The organism is Hyphococcus aureus (assembly GCF_042643165.1).
Taxonomy (GTDB): Bacteria; Pseudomonadota; Alphaproteobacteria; order Caulobacterales; family Parvularculaceae; genus Hyphococcus; species Hyphococcus aureus.
Genome location: NZ_JBHRSH010000001.1, coordinates 2,288,729 through 2,309,729, shown reverse-complemented (window position 1 = coordinate 2,309,729; position 21,001 = coordinate 2,288,729). Strand labels below are relative to the sequence as shown.

General features: G+C 59.9%; 17 protein-coding genes. 9 read left to right on the top strand and 8 right to left on the bottom strand.

What is annotated here, in order from left to right; translation table 11 throughout:
- Position 1 precedes the first annotated feature (1 nt).
- From ACFOOP_RS11250 to ACFOOP_RS11225, 6 genes are all read right to left on the bottom strand, one after another.
- Positions 2 to 1,744, bottom strand: a complete 1,743-nt coding sequence (locus tag ACFOOP_RS11250; RefSeq protein WP_379881052.1) for a PHA/PHB synthase family protein — start codon at positions 1,742 to 1,744, stop codon at positions 2 to 4.
- Positions 1,741 to 2,754 carry a bifunctional enoyl-CoA hydratase/phosphate acetyltransferase gene (locus tag ACFOOP_RS11245; RefSeq protein WP_379881051.1) on the bottom strand — a complete coding sequence of 338 codons (1,014 nt, stop codon included), beginning with the start codon at positions 2,752 to 2,754 and terminating at the stop codon, positions 1,741 to 1,743. Before ACFOOP_RS11245 ends, ACFOOP_RS11250 begins: the two co-directional genes overlap by 4 nt.
- Positions 2,751 to 4,049: an acetate/propionate family kinase gene (locus ACFOOP_RS11240; RefSeq protein ID WP_379881050.1), complete on the bottom strand. Its 1,299-nt coding sequence runs from the start codon at positions 4,047 to 4,049 to the stop codon at positions 2,751 to 2,753. The genes ACFOOP_RS11245 and ACFOOP_RS11240 overlap by 4 nt, the downstream gene beginning before the upstream one ends.
- Before the next feature lie 5 nt (positions 4,050 to 4,054).
- Positions 4,055 to 5,749: a DUF3141 domain-containing protein gene (locus ACFOOP_RS11235; RefSeq protein ID WP_379881557.1), complete on the bottom strand. Its 1,695-nt coding sequence runs from the start codon at positions 5,747 to 5,749 to the stop codon at positions 4,055 to 4,057.
- 247 nt (positions 5,750 to 5,996) lie between these two features.
- Entirely contained in the window at positions 5,997 to 6,470 is a 474-nt protein-coding gene (locus tag ACFOOP_RS11230; RefSeq protein WP_379881049.1) for a phasin family protein, read from the bottom strand.
- A gap of 168 nt (positions 6,471 to 6,638) precedes the next feature.
- Complete coding sequence (locus tag ACFOOP_RS11225; RefSeq protein WP_379881048.1) at positions 6,639 to 7,280, bottom strand: RNA polymerase sigma factor; 642 nt, start codon at positions 7,278 to 7,280, stop codon at positions 6,639 to 6,641.
- Between the two features lie 282 nt (positions 7,281 to 7,562).
- On the opposite strand from ACFOOP_RS11225, the gene ACFOOP_RS11220 reads away from it, so the two are divergent.
- From ACFOOP_RS11220 to ACFOOP_RS11185, 8 genes are all read left to right on the top strand, one after another.
- Entirely contained in the window at positions 7,563 to 8,813 is a 1,251-nt protein-coding gene (locus ACFOOP_RS11220; RefSeq protein ID WP_379881046.1) for a class I SAM-dependent methyltransferase, read from the top strand.
- Positions 8,814 to 8,832: 19 nt separating this feature from the next.
- On the top strand, positions 8,833 to 9,618 hold the full coding sequence (ppk2, locus tag ACFOOP_RS11215; RefSeq protein WP_379881045.1) for a polyphosphate kinase 2: 786 nt from the start codon (positions 8,833 to 8,835) through the stop codon (positions 9,616 to 9,618).
- Between the two features lie 76 nt (positions 9,619 to 9,694).
- A complete protein-coding gene (locus tag ACFOOP_RS11210; protein ID WP_379881044.1) occupies positions 9,695 to 10,348 on the top strand; it encodes a CoA transferase subunit A in 654 nt (217 codons plus the stop codon).
- Positions 10,348 to 11,004, top strand: a complete 657-nt coding sequence (locus ACFOOP_RS11205) for a 3-oxoacid CoA-transferase subunit B (protein ID WP_379881043.1) — start codon at positions 10,348 to 10,350, stop codon at positions 11,002 to 11,004. Before ACFOOP_RS11210 ends, ACFOOP_RS11205 begins: the two co-directional genes overlap by 1 nt.
- A 101-nt stretch (positions 11,005 to 11,105) precedes the next feature.
- Entirely contained in the window at positions 11,106 to 12,098 is a 993-nt protein-coding gene (locus ACFOOP_RS11200) for an HlyD family secretion protein (RefSeq protein ID WP_379881042.1), read from the top strand.
- Positions 12,095 to 13,825: an ATP-binding cassette domain-containing protein gene (locus ACFOOP_RS11195; RefSeq protein ID WP_379881041.1), complete on the top strand. Its 1,731-nt coding sequence runs from the start codon at positions 12,095 to 12,097 to the stop codon at positions 13,823 to 13,825. The genes ACFOOP_RS11200 and ACFOOP_RS11195 overlap by 4 nt, the downstream gene beginning before the upstream one ends.
- Positions 13,822 to 14,967 (top strand): ABC transporter permease, encoded by a 1,146-nt coding sequence (locus ACFOOP_RS11190; protein ID WP_379881040.1) that lies wholly within the window; start codon positions 13,822 to 13,824, stop codon positions 14,965 to 14,967. Before ACFOOP_RS11195 ends, ACFOOP_RS11190 begins: the two co-directional genes overlap by 4 nt.
- A 3-nt stretch (positions 14,968 to 14,970) precedes the next feature.
- A complete protein-coding gene (locus ACFOOP_RS11185) occupies positions 14,971 to 16,074 on the top strand; it encodes an ABC transporter permease (RefSeq protein WP_379881038.1) in 1,104 nt (367 codons plus the stop codon).
- Positions 16,075 to 16,106: 32 nt separating this feature from the next.
- Here ACFOOP_RS11185 and ACFOOP_RS11180 read toward each other — a convergent pair whose 3' ends face one another.
- Together ACFOOP_RS11180 and ACFOOP_RS11175 are read right to left on the bottom strand one after the other, a co-directional pair.
- The gene (locus ACFOOP_RS11180; RefSeq protein ID WP_379881037.1) at positions 16,107 to 17,297 is read right to left on the bottom strand and encodes a thiolase family protein; all 1,191 of its coding nucleotides are present in this window, start codon (positions 17,295 to 17,297) and stop codon (positions 16,107 to 16,109) included.
- 375 nt (positions 17,298 to 17,672) lie between these two features.
- The gene (locus tag ACFOOP_RS11175; protein WP_379881036.1) at positions 17,673 to 18,245 is read right to left on the bottom strand and encodes a formyltransferase family protein; all 573 of its coding nucleotides are present in this window, start codon (positions 18,243 to 18,245) and stop codon (positions 17,673 to 17,675) included.
- 341 nt (positions 18,246 to 18,586) lie between these two features.
- On the opposite strand from ACFOOP_RS11175, the gene ACFOOP_RS11170 reads away from it, so the two are divergent.
- A complete protein-coding gene (locus ACFOOP_RS11170) occupies positions 18,587 to 20,980 on the top strand; it encodes a fatty acid cis/trans isomerase (protein WP_379881034.1) in 2,394 nt (797 codons plus the stop codon).
- Positions 20,981 to 21,001: the final 21 nt, after the last annotated feature.

Here is a 21,001-nt window from a genome sequence, read left to right as displayed (position 1 = left end):
CCTAGCGCTCCAACACATAAGCGCCGGGCGTCGGCGCGATCGACGGCGCTGTTTTCGGCGCCGCTACTGGCGCCGAGGAACATTCCTCAAGCCACTCAAGCCAGCACGGCCACCAGGAGCCTTCGTGGTGCGCCGCGGCGGCGCGCCATGCGTCGGGATCGACATACGCCTGAAGATCGTCGTGAGTCGCGATCTGGTGGCGCCTTTTTTTCGGGCCCGGCGGATTGACGACACCGGCGTTATGCCCGCCGCTCGTCAAAACAAAGGTGACGTCCGCGCTCGCCTGCGCGTGAATTTTGTAAACCGACCGCCAGGGCGCCACGTGATCGCGTTCCGTGCCGACAGCGAAGATCGGCGCGCGCACGTCCCGTAAGGCGACAGGCCTGCCCTCGACAAAATACTTCTCTTGTGCAAACTCATTATTCAGGAAAAGCTTTCGAAGATATTCCGCATGCATCTTATATGGCATGCGGGTCGCATCCGCGTTCCAGGCCATGAGATCGAACATCGCGGGCGGCTCGCCGAGCCAATAGCTGCGCACCATTTTCGACCAGATGAGATCGCTTGAGCGCAGCAACTGAAAGGCGCCGGCCATCTGCCAGGCGTCCAGATAGCCTTGCTCGGCCATGACGTTTTCCAAAAACGTCACTTGCGCTTCATCGACAAAAAGCGTCAACTCCCCGGCTTCGGTGAAATCTGTTTGCGCAGCGAGCAAGGTCAGCGATTGAAGCCGGTCGTCCCTGTCCCGCGCCATGGCGGCTGCAGCGATCGCGGCGAGCGTGCCGCCAAGACAATAGCCGACGAGATGAAGCTTGCCGGGCGCAATCGACGCAACTTGGCTGACCGCGGCGTCGACGCCGAGCCGCCGATAGTCTTCAAGGGACAGATCGCGGTCGGCGGCCGTCGGATTCTTCCAGGAAATCATGAAGACGGTGAAGCCGTTCTCCACAAGATAGCGGACCAGAGAGTTCTCCGGCGACAGATCGAGGATGTAGTATTTCATGATCCAGGCCGGCGTGATCAGGATCGGCTCGGGATGGGTTTTCTCCGTCTGCGGTGCATATTGAATGAGTTCGATCAACTCGTTTCGAAAGACGACCTCGCCCGGCGTCGTCGCGAGATCGCGGCCGAGAACATAGTCGCTGATGTCAGCACTCGGCGCGCCGTCGAGCGCGCGGGTCCAGTCGTTGAGCCATAGCCAAAACCCGCGCTGAAGATTGCGCCCGCCCTCTTTAAGGGTCTGGGCGATGATCGCCGGGTTGGTCGCCGGAAAATTCGCAGGCGAGGCCACGTCAAGAAGCTGCCGGGCGACGAAGGTGACAACGTCTTGGTGATGTTTGTCGACGCCTGGCGGCGCCGTCATCGCGCGGGCCCACCAGTCCTGGGCCAGCAAAAAGCCTTGCGCATAAGCGCGGAAAGGCTGCGTTTGCCAGAGATTATCTGCAAACCGCTTGTCGCGCGCTTCTGGCTCAATGCAGGTTTCACAATCGGGATCGGCGCAGGCGCGCAGGCAATAATCGACAAAGCGCCAATAAGCGCTTGCAGCGGAGGTAATGAGATCGGCTTGCGTGTCGATAGATTTCGAGACATGCAGCGCACAGTCCAGATAAGCGAGCGCCAGCGCCGTCGGCGACACTCCACCCGTGACCTTCCCGATTGCGGCGTCCATGGCGCGGTCGAAGGACGGCGGCTCCGATAGAGACGGCGAAGCGACGTTTATGATCTCCGTCCGTTGTTCCATCATGCGCCGGTCTTCGGAAAACACGCATCTTCCGGCATCGGCGCGCAACAATCGTCCGGCTCGTCGTCGAAATCGTCAGGCGCAGGGCGCAACACGGATTGAGGTTTTGGCGGCGCCAGCATTCGGGCGAGCGCCAGCGCCGCCAGACGCGCCGGCGGGGGATCGGCGCGCGAAGATAAGACAACCGGGGCCTTCAAACCGACGACCAGTCCCGCCAATGTGGCGCCAGCGAGATATTCGAGATTCTTGGCGAGGATATTGCCGGAAACGAGATCAGGGGTGAGGACAATGTCGGCGACGCCCGCGACCGGCGAGACAAGGCCTTTGACTTCGGCGGCTTTGATGGAGACCGCGTTGTCAAAAGCGAGCGGCCCGTCAACATCGGCGCCTTTGATCTGGCCGCGCCGCGCCATCACCGCCAGCGCCGCCGCGTCGGTCGTCGACTCGATCAGCACATTGACGGTTTCGATGGCGGACAGGACAGCGGCCTTCGGGCGGTCAACGCCAATCCCGTGCATGACATCAATAGCGTTTTGCAAGATCTGCATCTTGCCCGTGAGATCCGGGGCGATATTCACCGCAGCGTCCGTGACGGCGAGGAGACGCGGATAGGCGGGGATATCGGCGATAAAGACATGACTGACGCGGCGGCCGGGAAGGCGCAAATTGGCGCTCGTGCTCAAGAGCGCTTTCATGAAAACATCCGTGTGGATATAGCCCTTCATCAGCGCGTCAACGCCGCCGCCGCCGAGCAAACCCGAGCCGGTTGCGGCCGCTTGCTCTTCCGACCAGGCCGCCGCGACAGTGTCCGGGTCAACCGCAAAACCGATACGATCCGCCTTTTCCGCAATCTTATCCGGATCGCCGATCAGGAGCGGCTTGATCAACCTGCGCGCCTTGGCGTCGCGCACAGTTTCGAGCACCGCCTCCTGCTCGGCGCAAACAATGCCGACGCGCAGGGGCGGCAAATTCTCTGTCATTGCGAAGAGATCGTCCAGCGTTTCCAGTGTCATTGATGAATTCGCGCGAGGGCGCCCTCTCCGCGCGCGAACGCCGCCGTATGGCGCGCGATCACAAGTTCTTCATCCGTATTAAGAGCATTAAGCTTGATGAGCGAGCCATCGCTTGAGATCAGCGGATCATTGTCGGCGTTGCGGGCATTGTCGAGCCGCAGCGGCAGCAGCGCTTCGAGGGGCCTTAAGATTTGCGCCCGAATCTCCGGCGCGTGCGCGCCGATCCCGCCGGTGAAGACGATGCGGCTGATGCGCCCCATGGCGGCGGCAAGCGCCCCGATGTGCTTTCGTGCCTGAAAACAGAAAAAATCGATCGCCTCGCGCGCATCGGCGTCCACCGGCGTCGCCATCAGGGCCTGCATGTCGCCGCTGCGTCCGGAAAGCCCCAAAATCCCTGATTGTTCATAGAGCAGCGTTTGAAGATCGCTCGCCGACCAGCCCTTCTCCTGCAAGAGATACAATATAAGTCCGGGATCAATGTCGCCGCATCTTGTCGCCATGGGAAGACCGGAGAGCGTTGAGAATCCCATGGTCGTATCGACGCTTTGTCCGTTTGAGATCGCCGCCATCGAGGCGCCGGCGCCAAGATGCGCCACGATCAACGGCGCGTTGGCGGCGTCTTCGCCCTCGTTCCGACGAAGATGGTCTACGATAAATTCATAGGATAATCCGTGATACCCATATCGACGGATTTCATTTTGTTCGACAGCGCGCGGCAAGCCCGTTCGGCGCGCAAGCATCGATGAGGACTGATGAAACGCCGTATCGAAACAGGCAAGGTGGCGCGCCCTGGGCAGTCGCAATCTGGCTGCAACGATCCCTTCAAGATTCGCCGGCAGATGCAGCGGCGCCAGGGGGATCAGCCGGCGCAGACGCGCTTCAAGCTGTGCGGTCACCGGTTTCGGACAATCGCAATCGGGACCGCCATGGACGACCCGATGACCGACATAAAGAATATCGCTGACATTGACGACCGCTTCGAGCCGCGTCATCGCCCAGTCGAGCGCCGCCGGATGATTAACGCATGGCGCCGCCTCATCAATGATCGCATCGCCCGTCTCATTGACGACGCGCAAGGCGCTGTCATCGGCGCCGATCCGGACGACAGCGCCATGGAGCAACCGGCGCGGCTCGGCGATGAGCGAAAAAACAGCAAATTTAAGGCTCGACGATCCACAATTGAGCGTCAGGATCATTTCATCATTCATCGCCAGAACAGGCGCGCCGTTTCCCATCGGTGCGGGATCCGCCGCAGCAACATGATCTTGGGCCGCCGACACCGTCATCGCCGCCATTCTCCTCACGTTTTATCCGAACGGGTTTGCGCCGCGGGCAGAAACGGTTGCAGCATGGTCGGGGCCGCCCAGTTATAAAGCCCGTCAAACGCCTGTTCGCCGGCCGCATCCCGCGCCATGCGCCAGCGTTTGATGCTCGCCTCGATGTCATCGGCGCCGCGGCGTTCCGCCTGCCGGTAAGGATTATTCGCATCAAGCCGCCAACGGGACTTTTCCGCCAGTTCCGCCGCAGTCGCGACGACCGATATGAAAGGATTGAGCTTTTCCGAATAGAGATAGCGCGACACCCGCATCGGATGCGCCCATTTAAGCGCCTCGGCGGTCATCGGGCTCGCCCAGGCGCGTATGAACGGGCTCATAAACTTGGCGTAGAAACCCTCCATCGTTTCTGATACGGCGTGGACCTTTTCAAACGCTTCATTCGGCGTCTCAAAATGCAGGTCCTCGACCCGGCGCGGCTCAAAGCGCACCGTATACTGATCGCGCTCGCAATCGGGGTCGCCGGTCGGATTGTCGATCCGCATTTCGTAAAGGCCGGGTTCAAGATTTTCGACATCGTTCATATTTTCAAGGATCGCCCGGTGTTCAAAGCGCGCGACCTTGGCGGAAACGAAAATCCCGAGATGGCCCACATGGCGATTGATCAAATAGACAATGCGCTGCCCGGCCGTTTTCAGGTCTTCCGTTGTCGGATAAACGGTTGGAATCCAGCCGAGCGCCTGATGCGGCGGCGTAATGTTGTCGCCATAGGAGGCGAACACGACAAGCGGGCTTGATATGTTCTTAAGATCGACCGCGCATCCTTCGCAAAGCTCGACTTCGCCTTTTTCGAGGCGGTTGCCAATGAAAAGATTTTCAACGATGGCCAGCATCTCTTCGCGGCTGAGGCGATAAAATCCGCTCCACCAGCGTTCGAAGTCGAGAAACCGGTCCCGCTCGGTGTCGATATTGAGATAAAGATCGGCGTATTTGCGCCAGATTGCGCCTTCGGGTTTCAAATTTTCAAAATTCTGGACAAGCCAGGCGCCGTCAAAAACGCCGGCGCCGAGATCGCCGATAAAATGCGTCAGCCACGATCCGCCAAGAAACCCGGCAGCGAGACGCATGGGATTGGCGCCGGCCTCGCCGGCCCAGTAAGAGAGCGGCGAGCCATTCATCACCACCGGCCCCGCCTCATTGCCGCAATCCGCTGCAAGGAGCGCCGCCGCCCAACCGCCCTGGCAATTGCCATAGAGGATCGGCGCGCGATCGCCATGCAGCGCTTTCAGCATTTCCACGAACCGCCGCAGCGTATGCAATACGTCGGCGAGCGTCTGGCCCGGCTTGGGATCAGGGTCGAAGACAACAAAATAGACCGGGTAGCCTTCGTGCAGCGCGATCCCGACTTCGGAGTCGCGCTTGAACCCGCCAATGCCGGGCCCGTGGCCGGCGCGCGGCTCGATGATCATGACCGGCGGCTTTTCCGGATCGAGACAATCATCGAGGCAAATGTCATCGACCTCGATGATCTTCAGGAGTTTGTAGTTCGAGGGCGGCTTGAACTCCGCGCCGTCGGCGACCTCTTCATATTTGAACTTCAACAGCGGCGGCAGGCCTTCGTGCTCATGCTCGAGCATATTGTTGGCGCGCCGGCGCAACGCGTCCCAGAAAAGAATATTGCGCTGCGCGGCGTCGACCACGTAATCGGCGAACGCCGTCATTTGCGCGGGCGCGACGCCGCTCTCGGCGCCCGCATCCGATTCCGGCGCCGGCGTTGTCTCCGCCTTGTCGCCAACGCTCGCCTTGCGCGCGCTGTTTCCTAAAGCGCCCTTGTCCGGTTCGCCTTTGCTTATGACGCCTTTGGCGGGGCTTGGCGCACTAACGGTGTCTGTCGCTACATCCGGCATTTGTTTTTGTTCCTTCGATACGGGTATCGCCGCATTTTCAGCTGCGGCCATTGACGCTGCGTCAGTCGGCGGGCTTCGCGGCTGTTTTCTCCGCTATGCGCGCGCCGGCTTCGGTAATGTGATCGACCGCATCGCAGCAGCAGCTTGCGACCGTTTCGGCGACATCCGAGACATGCTGGGCCGACGCTTCCATCAATTCGCGATAGCTGTCGCTCTGATGGGCAAGACGCGCGACGATGTTCGGTTCGCTTGCGCCGGCGGCGGCTTTCTGGATGGTCTCCATGGTTGACTTGACAAAGGCGGTCTGACGCGAAGCCAGGTCCTGGGCCGTACTCGCCAGCATGGACGAGACTTCGCCCATCACTTTGGCGCCATCCATCTGGGCGCCGACCACTGCTGCGAAGTTAGGGGCCGCAAAGTCGGGCGTTGCAAATTCCGGCGGCAACCCGGATGTTGTTTCGCCTGATTTCGTCGAAGCGGCGGATTTCGCCGCGCCGCCGCGCGGGGGTGTTTTCTGAGCGGTTTTTACAGTCATTGATATCTCCTGAGCGGCCGGTCCTCTTAAGACGCGGCGCGGTTGAACACATAAAAACTAAGGCCAGTGATAAATACGGAACGCAGCGCCTCGGCGGCCCGCGGATTAATAGACGCTAACGGGGCCGCTGCATTACAGTCGAAGACTGGCGTATGCAGCCAAAAGGGTTCAGGCATTGTCGCCTCCCGAAGCCTCGCGCGCCGCGGCGACGCGGTTGCGCAACGCTTGCGACGTCGAGCAACCGCATTTGAAAAACCCATGCATCGGGCAGGTCTCGCAGGTTTGTTCAAGCCGCTTTCTCAATGCTTGACGCGCCCGGTGAAGTTTCACGCGGAAGGCGTTTTCATTGAGTCCAAGATCGGCGGCGATCGTCTCGCGCGCCTCGCCGACGAGATCGGTGCGCCATAGGATCGCGGCGTATTCGTCCTTCAAGGTCGGCAGAAGTTTGTAAAGACAGGCGCAGATAACAAGATCGATTTCCTCGTCATCGAAAGCCGGAAACAAAGCTGCGTCCGCCCGATAGGCCTCCGCCAATCGCGCCCGGCGCCCGCGGGCGCGATAATGATCTGCAATAACGCTTCGCAACACGCTGGCCATCCAACCGCGTAATTTGTCGGCGTCGCGCAAATCGGAAAATCGCGTCAGGATTTTGACGTAGAATTCCTGCAAGACATCGGCGGCCTCGTGTTCGTCGCCGAGACGGCGGACGAGAAATCGAAACATATCGCGATGGACTTCTGTCAGAACTGCTTCAACCGCAGCCTTCCCGTCGCTGGAAGCAACCGTTTTATCGACTTCGTTTGACGTCATGCCAAGCCTCGCAATGGGCCGATCTCGTCCACAATAACGGATACGGATAGTGTGATGCGCTGCGTTCTAGAAAAAAGGGACGCAGTTTCTCATACGCGGCGGCGACCGCTTCCCCTCGCACCATCGCCCGGATTTCTGCACCGGATCGCCGGAAATCAAAATCACTGGCAAAACCGTAATGCGCGAGGGGCGCGCGCGTCATAAACGTAAAAGCCGTTGAGTCCGTTCCGACCTCTTTGCGCCGGGATTCCCCCGGCGCGCGTCACGAACGGAGAATGGCTTATGACTTTTTGGCAAGCACAGTTGCACCGGCGGCTCCGCGAGACCGTTCGCAAAGGCGGCATCGACGTCGCTTATCCCGACGGCTCGACAGAGCGCTATGGCGAGGCCTTCGCGGCGCCGCTCGGCGTTCGCGTCAAAAGCCGCGCCTGGCTGCGACGGCTCGCGCTCGATCCCGAACTGGCGCTGGGCGAAGCCTATATGGACGGCGGTCTTCAAATCGTGCACGGCGATCTTTACACGCTGCTCGATCTCGTCTGGCGCAACATTTTGTCGAACGGCGGCGCTCCGGGACCGGCGATCCCTGCTTTCGGGCGGCGTCTATTGCGTCGGCTGGCGCAATTCAATCCGGCGCGGCGCGCACAAAAGAACGCCGCCCATCATTATGATCTCGGCAATGACTTTTATCGCCTCTTTCTAGACGACGATATGCAGTATTCCTGCGCTTATTTCGAGCAGCCTGATCTGACGCTTGAAGAGGCGCAACAGTCAAAGAAAAATCTGATCGCCAAAAAACTTTTAATCGAACCGGATCATTCGGTGCTCGAAATCGGATGCGGCTGGGGCGGTCTCGGAATTTTTCTCGCCAAGGAAACCGGCGCGACTGTCAACGGCGTGACGCTTGCAAAAGAACAATTACGCGTCGCAACCGATCGCGCGGGCGCAAACAGTTTATCCAAACACGCATTATTTCGCCTGAAGGATTATCGCGCGGTTGACGGCCGATTTGACCGTATTGTTTCCGTCGGCATGTTCGAACATGTCGGCCTGCCCCATTTTCAGGAATATTTCGATCAGGTCGCAAAACTGCTGAACGATAACGGCGTTGCGCTTATCCACACGATCGGCAGGCCTGACGGGCCCGGCGTCACCAATCCCTGGATTGCGCGGCATATCTTTCCTGGCGGCTACATCCCCTCTCTGTCGGAAATCGTGCCGGCGATCGAGCGCGCCGGCCTCTTCATCACCGATCTCGAAGTCTGGCGCCTTCACTACGCCGAAACGCTGAAAGAATGGCGGCGGCGTTTCCTTGACAATGCCGACGAGGTGAAACGCATGTATGATGTGCGGTTTGTTCGCATGTGGGAATTCTATCTCGTCTCCAGCGAGCTTTCCTTCCGCCACGGCGCTCATGTTGTCTTTCAATTACAGCTAGCCAAACGTCAGGACGCCGTTCCACTCACGCGCCGCTACTTGCTCAAAGAACCGGCGGCAAGGCCGTTCCAGGCGGAAAAACCGCGCGTCGTCGCATAACTCGTAAAAAGGACGTTGAATGACAAAAAACAAAAACAAAAAGGAGCCGCCGACCGGACACGACGCCTACAAGCAGGCCTTGCGCGATTTGCAGGTAGAACTCGTGAAAGTGCAGCGTCATCTCATCGCCCATGATCACCGCGTGCTCATCATCTTCGAAGGCCGCGACGCCTCCGGCAAGGACGGCGTCATCAAGCGCATCGTCGAACATTTGAGCCCGCGCGAAACGCGCGTCGTCGCGCTTGGCAAACCCTCCGATCATGATCGCCGGTCCTGGTACTTTCAACGCTTCACGCCGCATTTGCCGGCGAACCAGGAACTCGCGCTTTTTAACCGCTCCTGGTACAACCGCGCCGGCGTTGAGCGCGTCATGGGTTTTTGCACCGAAGGAGAACTGAACGCGTTCATAACGGACGTCGTCCCGTTCGAAGAAATGCTCATCAATTCCGGAGCGCAGATTCTCAAATACTATCTCGATATAGACCGGAAAGAACAGGCCCGTCGGCTTGAGGACCGTCGGGTCAATCCGCTGAAACAATGGAAGATCAGCCCCATCGACGACGTCGCCGTTGAAAAATGGGACGCTTACACCGAGGCGCGCAACGATATGCTCGTCCGCACGAGCTTTGACGAGGCGCCCTGGCATGTGGTGCGGACCAACAACAAAAAAGCGGCGCGCCTCAATGTTATTCGCCATATTCTTTCAAAACTCGATTGTCCGGATAAGGATGTTCATATGGCGCGTCCGGATGAAGATGTCATCTTCGCCTTTTCGAAGGACCGCCTGATCGATCTCGCCGCATAACGCCTGCATGTGCGGCTCTATTGTCGCCAGAGCCAGATCAACCTTCCAATGTCAACGCCTTTAAGGAAATCTGTATATGAAAAAAGCGATGCAACCGGACGAGGCCGCAGCGCTCATCCCCGACGGCGCCGTCCTTTTAATCGGCGGTTTTATGGGGGTCGGCTCGCCGCACCGCCTGATCGACGCCTTGGTCGAACGCGGCGCGAAAGATCTAACGATCGTCAATAACGATACGGCGACGCCTGAGAAAGGCGTCGGCAAGCTGGTGGTCGCCGGCGCCGCGCGAAAGGTCGTCACCTCGCATATCGGCCTTAATCCGGTCACCCAAAAGAAGATGTTCGACGGCGCGCTTGAGGTGGAGCTCGTTCCGCAAGGAACGCTTGTCGAACGCATCCGCGCCGGCGGCGTCGGGCTTGGCGGCGTGCTGACCAAAACCGGGCTCGGCACGCTTGCAGCCGACGGCAAACCCACGGTCGACATCGACGGCGAAACCTGGCTGCTCGAAAAGCCGATCCGCGGCGATTTCGCGCTGCTCGCCGCGCATCAGGCGGACTATGTCGGCAATCTCGAATACTCTCTGACCGCGCATAATTTCAATCCGGTGATGGCGATGGCCGCCGGCGTCGTCATCGCGGAACCTGAAAATATCGTGCCCGTCGGGGTGATCTCTCCTGATTGCGTCAAGACGCCTGGCGTTCTCGTCGATCATCTCCTCGCAAGGGCCGCCTGATGGACGCAAAAGAAATCATCGCCCGCCGCGTCGCCGCGGAAATCGAACCGGGGACCCTCGTCAATCTCGGCATCGGTCTGCCGAGCATGGTCGCCAATTATCTGCCCGAGAACGCCCATGTATTTTTCCAGGCCGAAAACGGCGTCGTCGGGCTTGGCGCCCGGCCGCCAGAGGGCATGGAGGATCCTAACCTGACCGACGCCGGCGGCGGGTTCGTGACCGCCGTTCCAGGCGCAGCATCGATCGACAGCGCCATGAGCTTCGGGCTCATCCGCGGCGGTCATCTCGACATGACGGTGCTCGGCGGCCTTCAGGTCGACGCAAAAGGCCGGCTCGCCAACTGGATCATTCCCGGCAAGATGGCGCCCGGCATGGGCGGTGCAATGGATCTCGTTACCGGGGCGCGGCGCGTCATCGTCGCGATGCTCCATACGCAGAAAGGAAGCCCGAAAATTGTCCCCGACTGCACATTGCCTGTGACGGCCCTGCGCCGGGTCGATCTTGTCGTCACGGAACTGGCGGTCATTGAACCGACCGACGCCGGGCTCGTGCTGCGCGAGCGCGGACCGGGCGTTACCGTCGAAGACATCAAAAACGCCACGGCGGCGCCCCTGATCGCCGAGCACGTCCCCCCGGAAATGCGCCATCTAATATAGGGTCGGGCGCCAAACGGAGCGTACTAGTTAGTCTTGCCGATTCTAACAGACGGCGACGGCGCAAAAGCCGGCATCAGTGACGACATTATTGGGTGAAGAATATGAAACATAAACGCTTAATCGCCGGGGCGGGCCTTTTGGGTCTCGTCATCCTGATCGCCGGATGGACCCTCTACGGAAGGAATGGCCATTTCAACACAGAAATCCTTCTACTCGGCAACATCGATGTGCGCCAAGTGGATCTTGCGTTCAAGGCGCCCGGCCGGCTCGCCGCCGTGAACTTTGAGGAAGGCGACGCCGTAAAGGCCGGCGACATCGTCGCGTCGCTCGAAAAGCCCGACTTCGAAGACGAACGCGCGCTCGCGGCGGCGAATGTCGCTGCGCAATCGAACCTCGTTAAAAAACTGGAAAGCGGCGCGCGACCGGAAGAGATCGAACAGGCGCGCGCCGCCGTGGCATCACGCCAGGCCGCCCTTACCCTTGCGCAATCGACGCTCACGCGCATGGAACGGCTCGCCGAGACTGACGCCGCGTCTCATCAGCTGCATGAAGAAGCGCAGGCCAAACGGGACGAAGCCGCCGCCGCGCTCAGAACCGCAGAGGAAGGCCTCACTATCGCCGAGACCGGCGGTCGCGTCGAAGACATCGAGGCGGCGCGCGCGGCGCTGAGCGCAAGCGAAGCGACCCATCGACTCGCCGAACGCCGCCTTGCCGACGCCGACCTCAAGGCGCCGAGCGACGGCATCATCCTGACCCGCGTGCGCGAGCCCGGCGCGATCGTCAATGCCGGCGAGACCATCTACACCCTGTCGCTCAATTCGCCGATATGGGTTCGAACTTATGTGTCGGAACCCGACCTCGGCCGAATCAGGCCCGGCATGACGGCGGAGGTCCGGACCGATTCCGGCGGCGTCTATAAAGGACAGGTCGGGTTTATTTCTCCCGTCGCCGAATTCACGCCGAAAACCGTCGAAACCCGCGAATTGCGCACGGCGCTCGTCTACCGCCTTCGGATTATTGTCGACAATCCCGATGGCGGGCTGCGACAAGGGATGCCCGTCACGGTGACGCTCGAAGCGGCGCATTCCTCATGAGCGAAGAGCTTGTCCGCATCGACGCCGTTTCGAAACGCTTCGGAAAGAACGGGCCGATTGCGCTTACACGACTGTCGGCAAGCTTTTTTGGCGGTCATGTCACCGGTCTCGCGGGGCCCGACGGCGCCGGCAAAACAACGCTGTTGCGGCTCATCGCCGGACTCCTCAAAGCCGATGAAGGCGCGCTTGACGTCTGCGGTCATGATACGCTGCGCGCACAGGGCGACATCAAGCGCGACGTCGCCTATATGCCGCAGCGCTTCGGTCTTTATGAAGACCTCACCGTCATCGAAAATCTTCATCTTTATGCAGATTTAAGGTCTGTGACCGGCGGCGCGCGAACCGACACGATCGAGCGCCTGCTTCGATTCACTGCGCTTGAACCCTTCACGGCGCGTCTTGCGGGCGCGCTTTCGGGCGGCATGAAACAAAAACTCGGGCTGGCCTGCGCGCTCATCAAAAAGCCGCGCCTTTTGCTGCTCGACGAGCCAAGCGTCGGCGTCGATCCGATTTCGCGCCGTGAACTCTGGCGCATGGTTTACGAACTCGTCGATCAGGGGATCGGCGTTATCTGGAGCACCGCCTATCTCGACGAGGCGGAACGCTGTAAAACAGTTTTGCTTTTGAGTGAAGGCAAGCTCATCTATCAAGGCGCGCCCGAAACCCTTACGCAAAGCGTCGCCGAACGCACCTTTCTGGTCGCAGACATTACGGGCGACAAACGCGCGGTTCTGACGCGCGCCCTCGACGCGCCGCAAGTGCTCGACGGCGTTATTCAGGGCGACGCCGTGCGTCTTGTCCTCAAGGAAGGCGAAAAAGCGCCGAATGCAGACGTCCTGCAAGCGGGGCCAGCCGCTAACGTTATCTCGACGCCGCCGAGATTTGAAGATGCGTTCATGGCGCGGGTCGGCGGCGGGGCCAAAGGCGCCTCCCCATTCGCCGGCGCGCCAAAGCACGGTGCGGATAATGACGAGATCGTCGTTGAAGCCGACGCCCTGACGAAACGCTTTGGCGACTTCACCGCGGCGGATCGGATCAGCTTCGCCGTTCGGCGCGGCGAGATCTTCGGCCTTATCGGTCCCAACGGCGCTGGCAAGTCAACGACATTCAAGATGCTTTGCGGGCTCTTGAAGCCTTCCGCCGGCGCCGCGCGAGTCGCCGGGCTCGACCTTGCCAAGGCGCCCGGCAAGGCGCGCGCGCGGCTCGGCTATATGGCGCAAAAATTTTCGCTCTATGGCGACCTTAGCGTCCGGCAAAACCTCAACTTCTTCGCCGGCGTCTATGGGCTTTCGAATGCGGCGCGCAAAGGCGCCATCGCCCGCATGATCGAGACCTTCGATCTCGAAAGCTATCTCAACACAAACGCCGGCAGCTTGCCCCTCGGTTACAAGCAGCGTCTCGCGCTCGCCTGCGCCGTCATGCACGACCCGGATGTCTTGTTTCTCGATGAGCCCACATCCGGCGTCGATCCGCGCACCCGCCGTGAGTTCTGGGGACATATCAACGCCATGGTGTCGCGCGGCGTCACCATCATGGTGACGACGCATTTTCTCGACGAGGCCGAATATTGCGACCGCATGGCGTTGATCTATCGCGGCCGGGCCATTACGTCCGGCGCGCCGGACGCCCTCAAACGACGCGCGGCAAGCTCCAAAAACCAGAACCCGACCCTTGAGGACGCGTTCATCGCCCTCGTTGAAGACTTCGACAGGAAAGAGGCGGCGTGAACGAAAGAAAAAATATCCCTCGCGACGGCTGGCGGCGCATTCGCGGCTTGACGCGGAAAGAAACACTGCAGGTTCTGCGCGACCCGAGCAATCTCGTCGTCGCTGTCGTGCTGCCACTGATTCTTCTGTTCCTGTTCGGCTACGGCGTCACCTTCGACCCCCGCCGCTTCGACATCGGCCTCGTCGTCGAACAGCCAACGCCGGAATCGGGAAGCTTCTCCGCAGCCCTCGCCAACTCGCCCTTCTTCGGCATCGAGACCGCGCGCGACCGGCGCGCCTTCGAAGCCGACCTCATCGCCGGCGATATCAAGGGTATCGTCGTCCTGCCGGCGGATTTTGCAGACCGCGCCTATCGCGGCAACACGGCGCCGATCCAGGTGATCGTCGACGGCGGCGATCCGAACACGGCGGAACTCATTCGCACTTACGTCCAGCTGCTCTGGGCGAACTGGCTGCAGCAGGAATCGATCAGCCGCAGCCTGCCGCTTCTTCCCGCGCTCGTGAATGTCGAACCGCGGATTTGGTTCAATCCAGAAGTCTCAAGCCGCAATTATCTGGTGCCCGGATCCGTCGCGATCATCCTGATGCTGATCGGCGCGCTTCTAACGGCGCTTGTCGTCGCCCGCGAATGGGAGCGCGGCACCATGGAAGCATTGCTTGCAACGCCGATCGGCATCGTTGAATTATTGATCGGCAAGCTCGCGCCCTATTTCGCGCTTGGCATGATCTCGATGCTGATTTCGGTGGCGACCGCCGTCTTTCTGTTCGGCGTGCCGTTTCGCGGCTCTGTCATCCTGCTCGGCCTCGTCTCGGCGCTTTTTATGCTCGCGGCGCTAGGGCAAGGCCTTTTCATCTCGACATTGGCGCGAAACCAGCTCGTCGCGGCGCAGGTCTCGATCATGTCGGCGTTCCTGCCGGCTTTTTACTTTTCAAATTTCGTTTTTGAAATCGACAGCATGCCCTTCGCTTTGCAGCTCGTCAGCTACGCCGTACCGGCTCGCTACTATGTCTCCTCGCTGCAAACGCTGTTCCTCGCCGGCGACGTGCCGAGCGTCATTCTCACTGACATCGCCGGTCTCATCGCCATTGCCGGCGGATTTATTCTCTTAACCGCGCTCGCGACGCGCACCAGACTGGATTAAGCCATGTGGGGACGCCTTAAAGCCCTAATCGTCAAGGAGCTGCTCGCGAGCGCGCGCGACCCGCAGACCCGATGGGTGGTTCTGTTTTCGCCGCCTTTTCTGCTTCTTATTTACGCCTTCGCCATCACCCAGGAAGTCAAAAACGTCTCGATCGCCGTCTACAATCAAGATGTCGGCATCGAGGCGCGCGAACTGATCTCTCGTTTTGAAGGCTCGCCGACATTTGAAAACATCGTCTATCTCGACAGCACGCAGGCGATTAGCCGCGCCATCGATTCAAAGCAGGCGATCATGGCGATACAAATCGGCGCCGACTTCTCACGGCTTCTCGCCGCCGGAAAGCCTGCGGACGTTCAGCTCGTCCTCGACGGGCGCAGGTCCAACGCCGCGCAGATCGTGCAAGGTTACGCGGTGCAAATCGTCGCCAACTTTAATGCGGAGCTTGCGCGCGAAAAATTGCCGCCGCCGACGGCGGTGATCGCGCGCGCCTGGTTCAATCCGAATTTCGAACCTTTGTGGTTCGCGGTTCCCGCTCTCTTCGCGGTTCTCACCGCCGTCGTGGGTTTTATGGTGTCGGCGCTGACCGTCGCGCGCGAGCGCGAACTTGGGACCTTTGAACAGCTCCTGGTTTCGCCGCTGCAGCCAGTCGAAATCATGGTCGGCAAAACCGTTCCGGCGCTGATCATTGCGCTTGCCAGCGCGACGGCGATGTTGGCGCTTGGATGGCTCGTCCTCGGCGTACCATTCCGCGGCTCTCTTATTCTTCTTTATGGTTCAATGACCGTCTTTCTCACTTCGATCATCGGAATCGGGCTTTTTATTTCATCCCTCGCCTCAAACCAGCAGCAAGCCGTCATCGGACTGTTCATCTACATGATGCCGGCGGTCTTATTGTCAGGTTATGCGACGCCGATTGAAAACATGCCGGACTGGCTGCAATGGCTGACGGAAACCAATCCGATCACGCATTTCATATTCATCTGCAAGGGGGTCTTCATGAAGGACATCCCCGCGTCGGTCATCTTCGCGCACACCTGGCCGATGGCCCTGATCGCCGCTTTCACCCTTTCTGCCGGCGCATGGCTGTTTCGCAGGCGACTGGCCTAGACGAAACAGCCGCACATTGATGAAGGCGGCAGCTATTCAGCAATTCGCTCTAGCGCCAGCGCGACGCCTTGGCCGCCGCCGATGCAGAGCGTTACAAGACCTTTGCCGACATCATCGCGCTCCATCGCGTGCAACAACCGCGTCGTTAAGACGGCACCGGTCGCGCCGATCGGATGGCCATGGGCGATGGCGCCTCCTTCGACATTGACAATGTCTTCGTTCAGCCCCAACGCGCCGACAAGCGCAACCGCGATTGCCGCGAACGCCTCGTTGATTTCAACGCGGCCCAAATCGGCGGCCGTCCAGCCGGCGCGCTCCAACGCCTCGCGCACCGCCGGCACGGGACCGAGGCCGAACATCTCCGGTTCGACGGCGCCGACGCCGTAAGAGACAAGGCGCGCGACCGGCTTTAACCCATTTTCGGCGGCCCATGACGCTTCGGCGACAATCATCGCCGCCGCGCCGCTATTGAGACCCGGCGCGTTGCCGGCGGTAATCGTTCCATCCTCGCGAAACGCCGGGCGAAGTTTCGCCAGGGTTTCGATCGTGGTGTCAGGCCGGTTTTGTTCATCCCGGTCGAAAGTTACAGCGCCTTTGCGGGTTTTCATCTCCACCGGGACGATTTCACTCTCAAACTTTCCGGCCGCCTGAGCTTCGGAGAAGCGCTGGTGCGAGCGCGCGGCCCAGCGGTCCTGCTCTTCTCGCGAGATATCGAATTTTTTGACCAGATCTTCCGTGTGCCAGCCCGAATGCTCACCGGAAAAGGCGTCGTTAAGGCCGTCATGGAGCATGGCGTCATGAAGAACGCCGTCGCCCATGCGATGACCCCAGCGGCCGCGCGGCAGAAGATAGGGCACCTGGTCCATGTTCTCCATGCCGCCAGCGACGGCGCAATTGATATGACCGAGCATCACCTCCTGCGCCGCTGTTGCAATCGCCTGCGCGCCGGAACCGCAAACTCTATTGACGGTAAGCGCGGGAACCTTGACAGGGAGCCCGGCGCCGATTGCGGCCTGCCGCGCCGGGTTCATTTTCGCGCCGGCCTGAATGACCTGTCCCATCACCACCGTTTCGGCGCGCTCGGGATCGAGACCCGCCCGCGCCAGACATTCGCTGATCGCTACGCGGCCGAGATCCGGCGCCGACATATCCTTTAGTGATCCGCCATAGGCGCCGATGGGCGTGCGAACCGGAGAACACAGTACGACTTCCTTATCTGTCATGAGATCATCATCCTTTCTCATTCATATGCATTCGCTGCGTCTTTGCTGAGTAACATGCCTGTTCTGGCCATATTCAGTATTCGCATAGGCTTATGCCGGGGTAGCGGTGCGGCGCTATGGACTTTACGAGCGATCTCCACCGATCACTGGTCGGGGCCCTTAAATTTTCGATGGCGTTGAGAACCCACCGCGTAATGCTCGTACAAAAGACGGATGTGCGCTTCATGCATTACGCATCGCGCGGGGTCGCCAGTCTCTTTTTGGCGTAACATTCAAATCATCGGCGCCCTCAGCAATAGTTCTCTTCTCTCCCGCGCGCCAGCCCAACCCTGGCGGCAGGCGGCCCATCGCGATCGTTTTTGCCGCAAGCGCACCTCACAAGACATCAGCTATGTGTTGACGCGTCATGGCGTTGCCGCAGGCGCGCTTTAGTCGCTCTGCCTCATTGCCGGTCATGTCGGAAGCCGCGCCGCATAACGCCCTGAACTGCGACCGAGTTCGCTTGACACCGGACCATTGGATGTTCATTCGCGGCATCGGTTCATTGCTCTCCGCGCAATGCGCCGCAACAACAGCGAATACTTCAATGGCTCTTGCATAAGTTAGGTCTGCTAACGCCACGCGCTCGGGTAACAGCGGCATGGGAAACCTGCAAACAGCGACGATCGGTCCGTCGTCAACGCGCGGCGTCATCTCATGCGCCGTGACGCCGAATGTTTCGGCCATTTCCCAGATCGCAAAACTCTCCGGATGCGACCCCGGATATTCAGGCGGGCCCGGATGAATATTATAAGGGGTGAAGTTGAGCCGCGTCAGCAGCCGCGTTGGAACAATCACATCTGTCACAAACGCGATCAGCCGCGCTGCGCCGCCAGTTCTGTCGATTGCCGACGCTAAATCTTCCCTGTCGTGGACAGCAAAAATCTTCAGACGCGGATTTCGAGCCAAAAGAAACTCCTTAAAGAAAGGCGCCTCGCGGCGGCCTGACAATGTAATGATCGACCGTTCCATGCCCCTCAGCGAAATTCGCGCTCCTGGTGGCGCGCAAGCGTTTCCTTCGCCGGAAACGAGCAACGCCCGGCGTCGACGCGCCGATGGCGCATCTGCAAATGGTTTTCCGGCTATACGCACCAGTCGGCGCAATCCCGCGAATTTTTTGCGGTCTTCTGGAGCGGGACTTAAACGATAAATTCGCTTAGGCTTGCGAAAACAAGGTATGCCGCCAGAACGGCGCTTCACAAAGGGTCCGTTTCGAACGAGAGGAGGCGGAACCTCAGGAACGACTGACAATGACCGAAGCTGACAACCCGGAATCGACGCTGAGAACAAGACGTCGCCGCGCGGCGTTCCACCTTGGCGTCATTGCGATCGTTTTCGCGATCATCGCGCTGGCGCTCAGTGCTCTGCTCAATCGGAACGCACCGCGTCACGACGCGACCCTGACCGTCGCGGCGCCAACCGACACGTACGACCCGGCCGGCCTTCCGAGAACGATCGAGCGCCGATGCGTCGTATGCCACGGATGTTACGACGCGCCCTGTCAGTTCCGGATGACCTCGGATGAAGGCGTTGCGCGGGGCGCAACGAAACTGCCTGTTTATGATTCATCGCGTCTATCCGAAGCGCCGCTGACGAGACTCGGAATCGACGCGTCTTCTATCGATGAATGGCGCAAGCTTGATTTTTTTGATGTCGCGGCCTCTGCGACTGACGCCGACCGGACACAGTCTATATTGTACAGAATGCTGGCGCTGGGACGAGCGCATCCGGTATCCGCAAACGCGCCGCTGCCGGACTCCATTGATCTCGGCATCACAAGAGACCTTACATGCCCCGCACCAACGGAAATAGATCGTTATGAGCGTGACAACCCATTCGGCGGCATGCCTTATGGCGTGGCGCCCCTCGCCGACGAGGAATGGTCGGCGCTAGCCGCCTGGGTCGGCGCCGGCGCGCCTGCCCTGCTACGCCAGCAGGCGACGCCAAATATCGCCCAAGCTGAAATCAGCGAATGGGAGAAATTTCTAAACGGACAATCACCGAAAGAACGTCTCATCGCCCGATATTTTTATGAGCATCTGTTTCTCGCCCATCTCTACTTTCCACAACGCGAAGACGCCGGATACTTCAACCTGGTGCGTTCGAGAACGCCGCCGAACGAGCCCGTCGATATTATTGCAACGCGCCGTCCCTATGACGATCCCGGTACAGATGACTTTTACTACCGGCTGGCGCCGATTGAAGAGACGATCCTGCACAAGACCCACATCACCTATGCGCTAGGGCCCGACCGCCTTGCCCGCTATCGCGTACTGTTTTTCAATGAAGAATGGAACATCGACGCTACGCCCTCTTATGAGCCTTCTGTCGCCTCGAACCCTTTCGCCGCCTTCGCCGCGATACCTGCCCGGGCGCGTTATGAATTCCTGCTTGACGACGCGGAATATTTTATCCGCACTTTCATTCGCGGCCCGGTCTGCCGCGGTCAGGTGGCTGTCAACGTCATCGAGGACCGCTTCTGGGTCATGTTTCTCGATCCGGACGCGGATCCCGCCGTGACGGACGCCGATTATCTGGCGGCGGCGACACCCTTTCTTGGACTTCCCGCAGCGCTTGCCGACGCCCCGCTACCAGAGCGTTTGTTTCCAAGCTACCTTGAGCATCACAAGACATATGAGGAGCTACGCGACAGCCGATATCGCGAAGCAGATCCCGAGAACAAAGGTCCTGCCGTCGACGACATATGGCTCGGCGAAACCGGCAGGGGGCCGGCGCTCCTTACCATCTTTCGTCATTTCGACAACGCCACCGTCGTCGGCGGTTTTGTCGGCGCTGCGCCGGAAACCGCATGGGTTATCGATTTCCCGACGCTTGAACGGATTTACTACAATCTCGTCGCCGGTTTCGACGTATTCGGCGCCGTCGAACACCAGATTGCGACGCGTGTTTATATGGATCTCCTGCGCATGGAAAGCGAAAGCCTGTTTCTGTCTTTCCTGCCTCCTGACATCAGGCGGCCGCTTCATGATTCCTGGTACCGGGGCGGGCATGCGAAAATCCGGACGCTTTATCACAAGCCGCCCATCGACATCGGTCGCGCGACGCAAGTTCCATATGCGACCGACGATCCGAAAAACGAATTCCTCATGAGCGCCCTGACGCGCGACCGAAGCGGCGTTGTAAAATCGGACGAAATCAATCGACACCGGAACGAAGGCTCAGGCGGCGCGCAGCACCGCGCACCTCTCGCGGCGCTATCATCGACGCAAGGTCCATGGGTTCGCTTTCTGCCGGACCTGGCTTACGTGCGGATCGTCCGCGCGGATGCCACAGACCGCATGGTTTCGCTCATCCATGACAAGGAACACACAAATGTCGCGTTTCTTTTTGGCGAAAACCTGCGGCGCGAACCGGAAAAGGATGCGGTCACAGTCGTCGACGGGCATATCGGCAGCTACCCGAATCTGTTTTTCGTGATCAGCGAATATGAAGAGGACGAATTCATTCAAAATCTGAAAGCCGTTCGTAACGAGAAAGCGTGGCTCGATTTTGTCGACGCCTATGGCGTCAGACGGTCAAGCCCAGTGTTTTGGGCGACTGCCGATTTTTTTCAGGATGTCGTTATGCGCGGGCCGGCGTCGTCCGGCGGTCTTTTAGACCTCAATCGTTACGCTGATCCGTAATGTTCAGCGCGCATCGTAAAT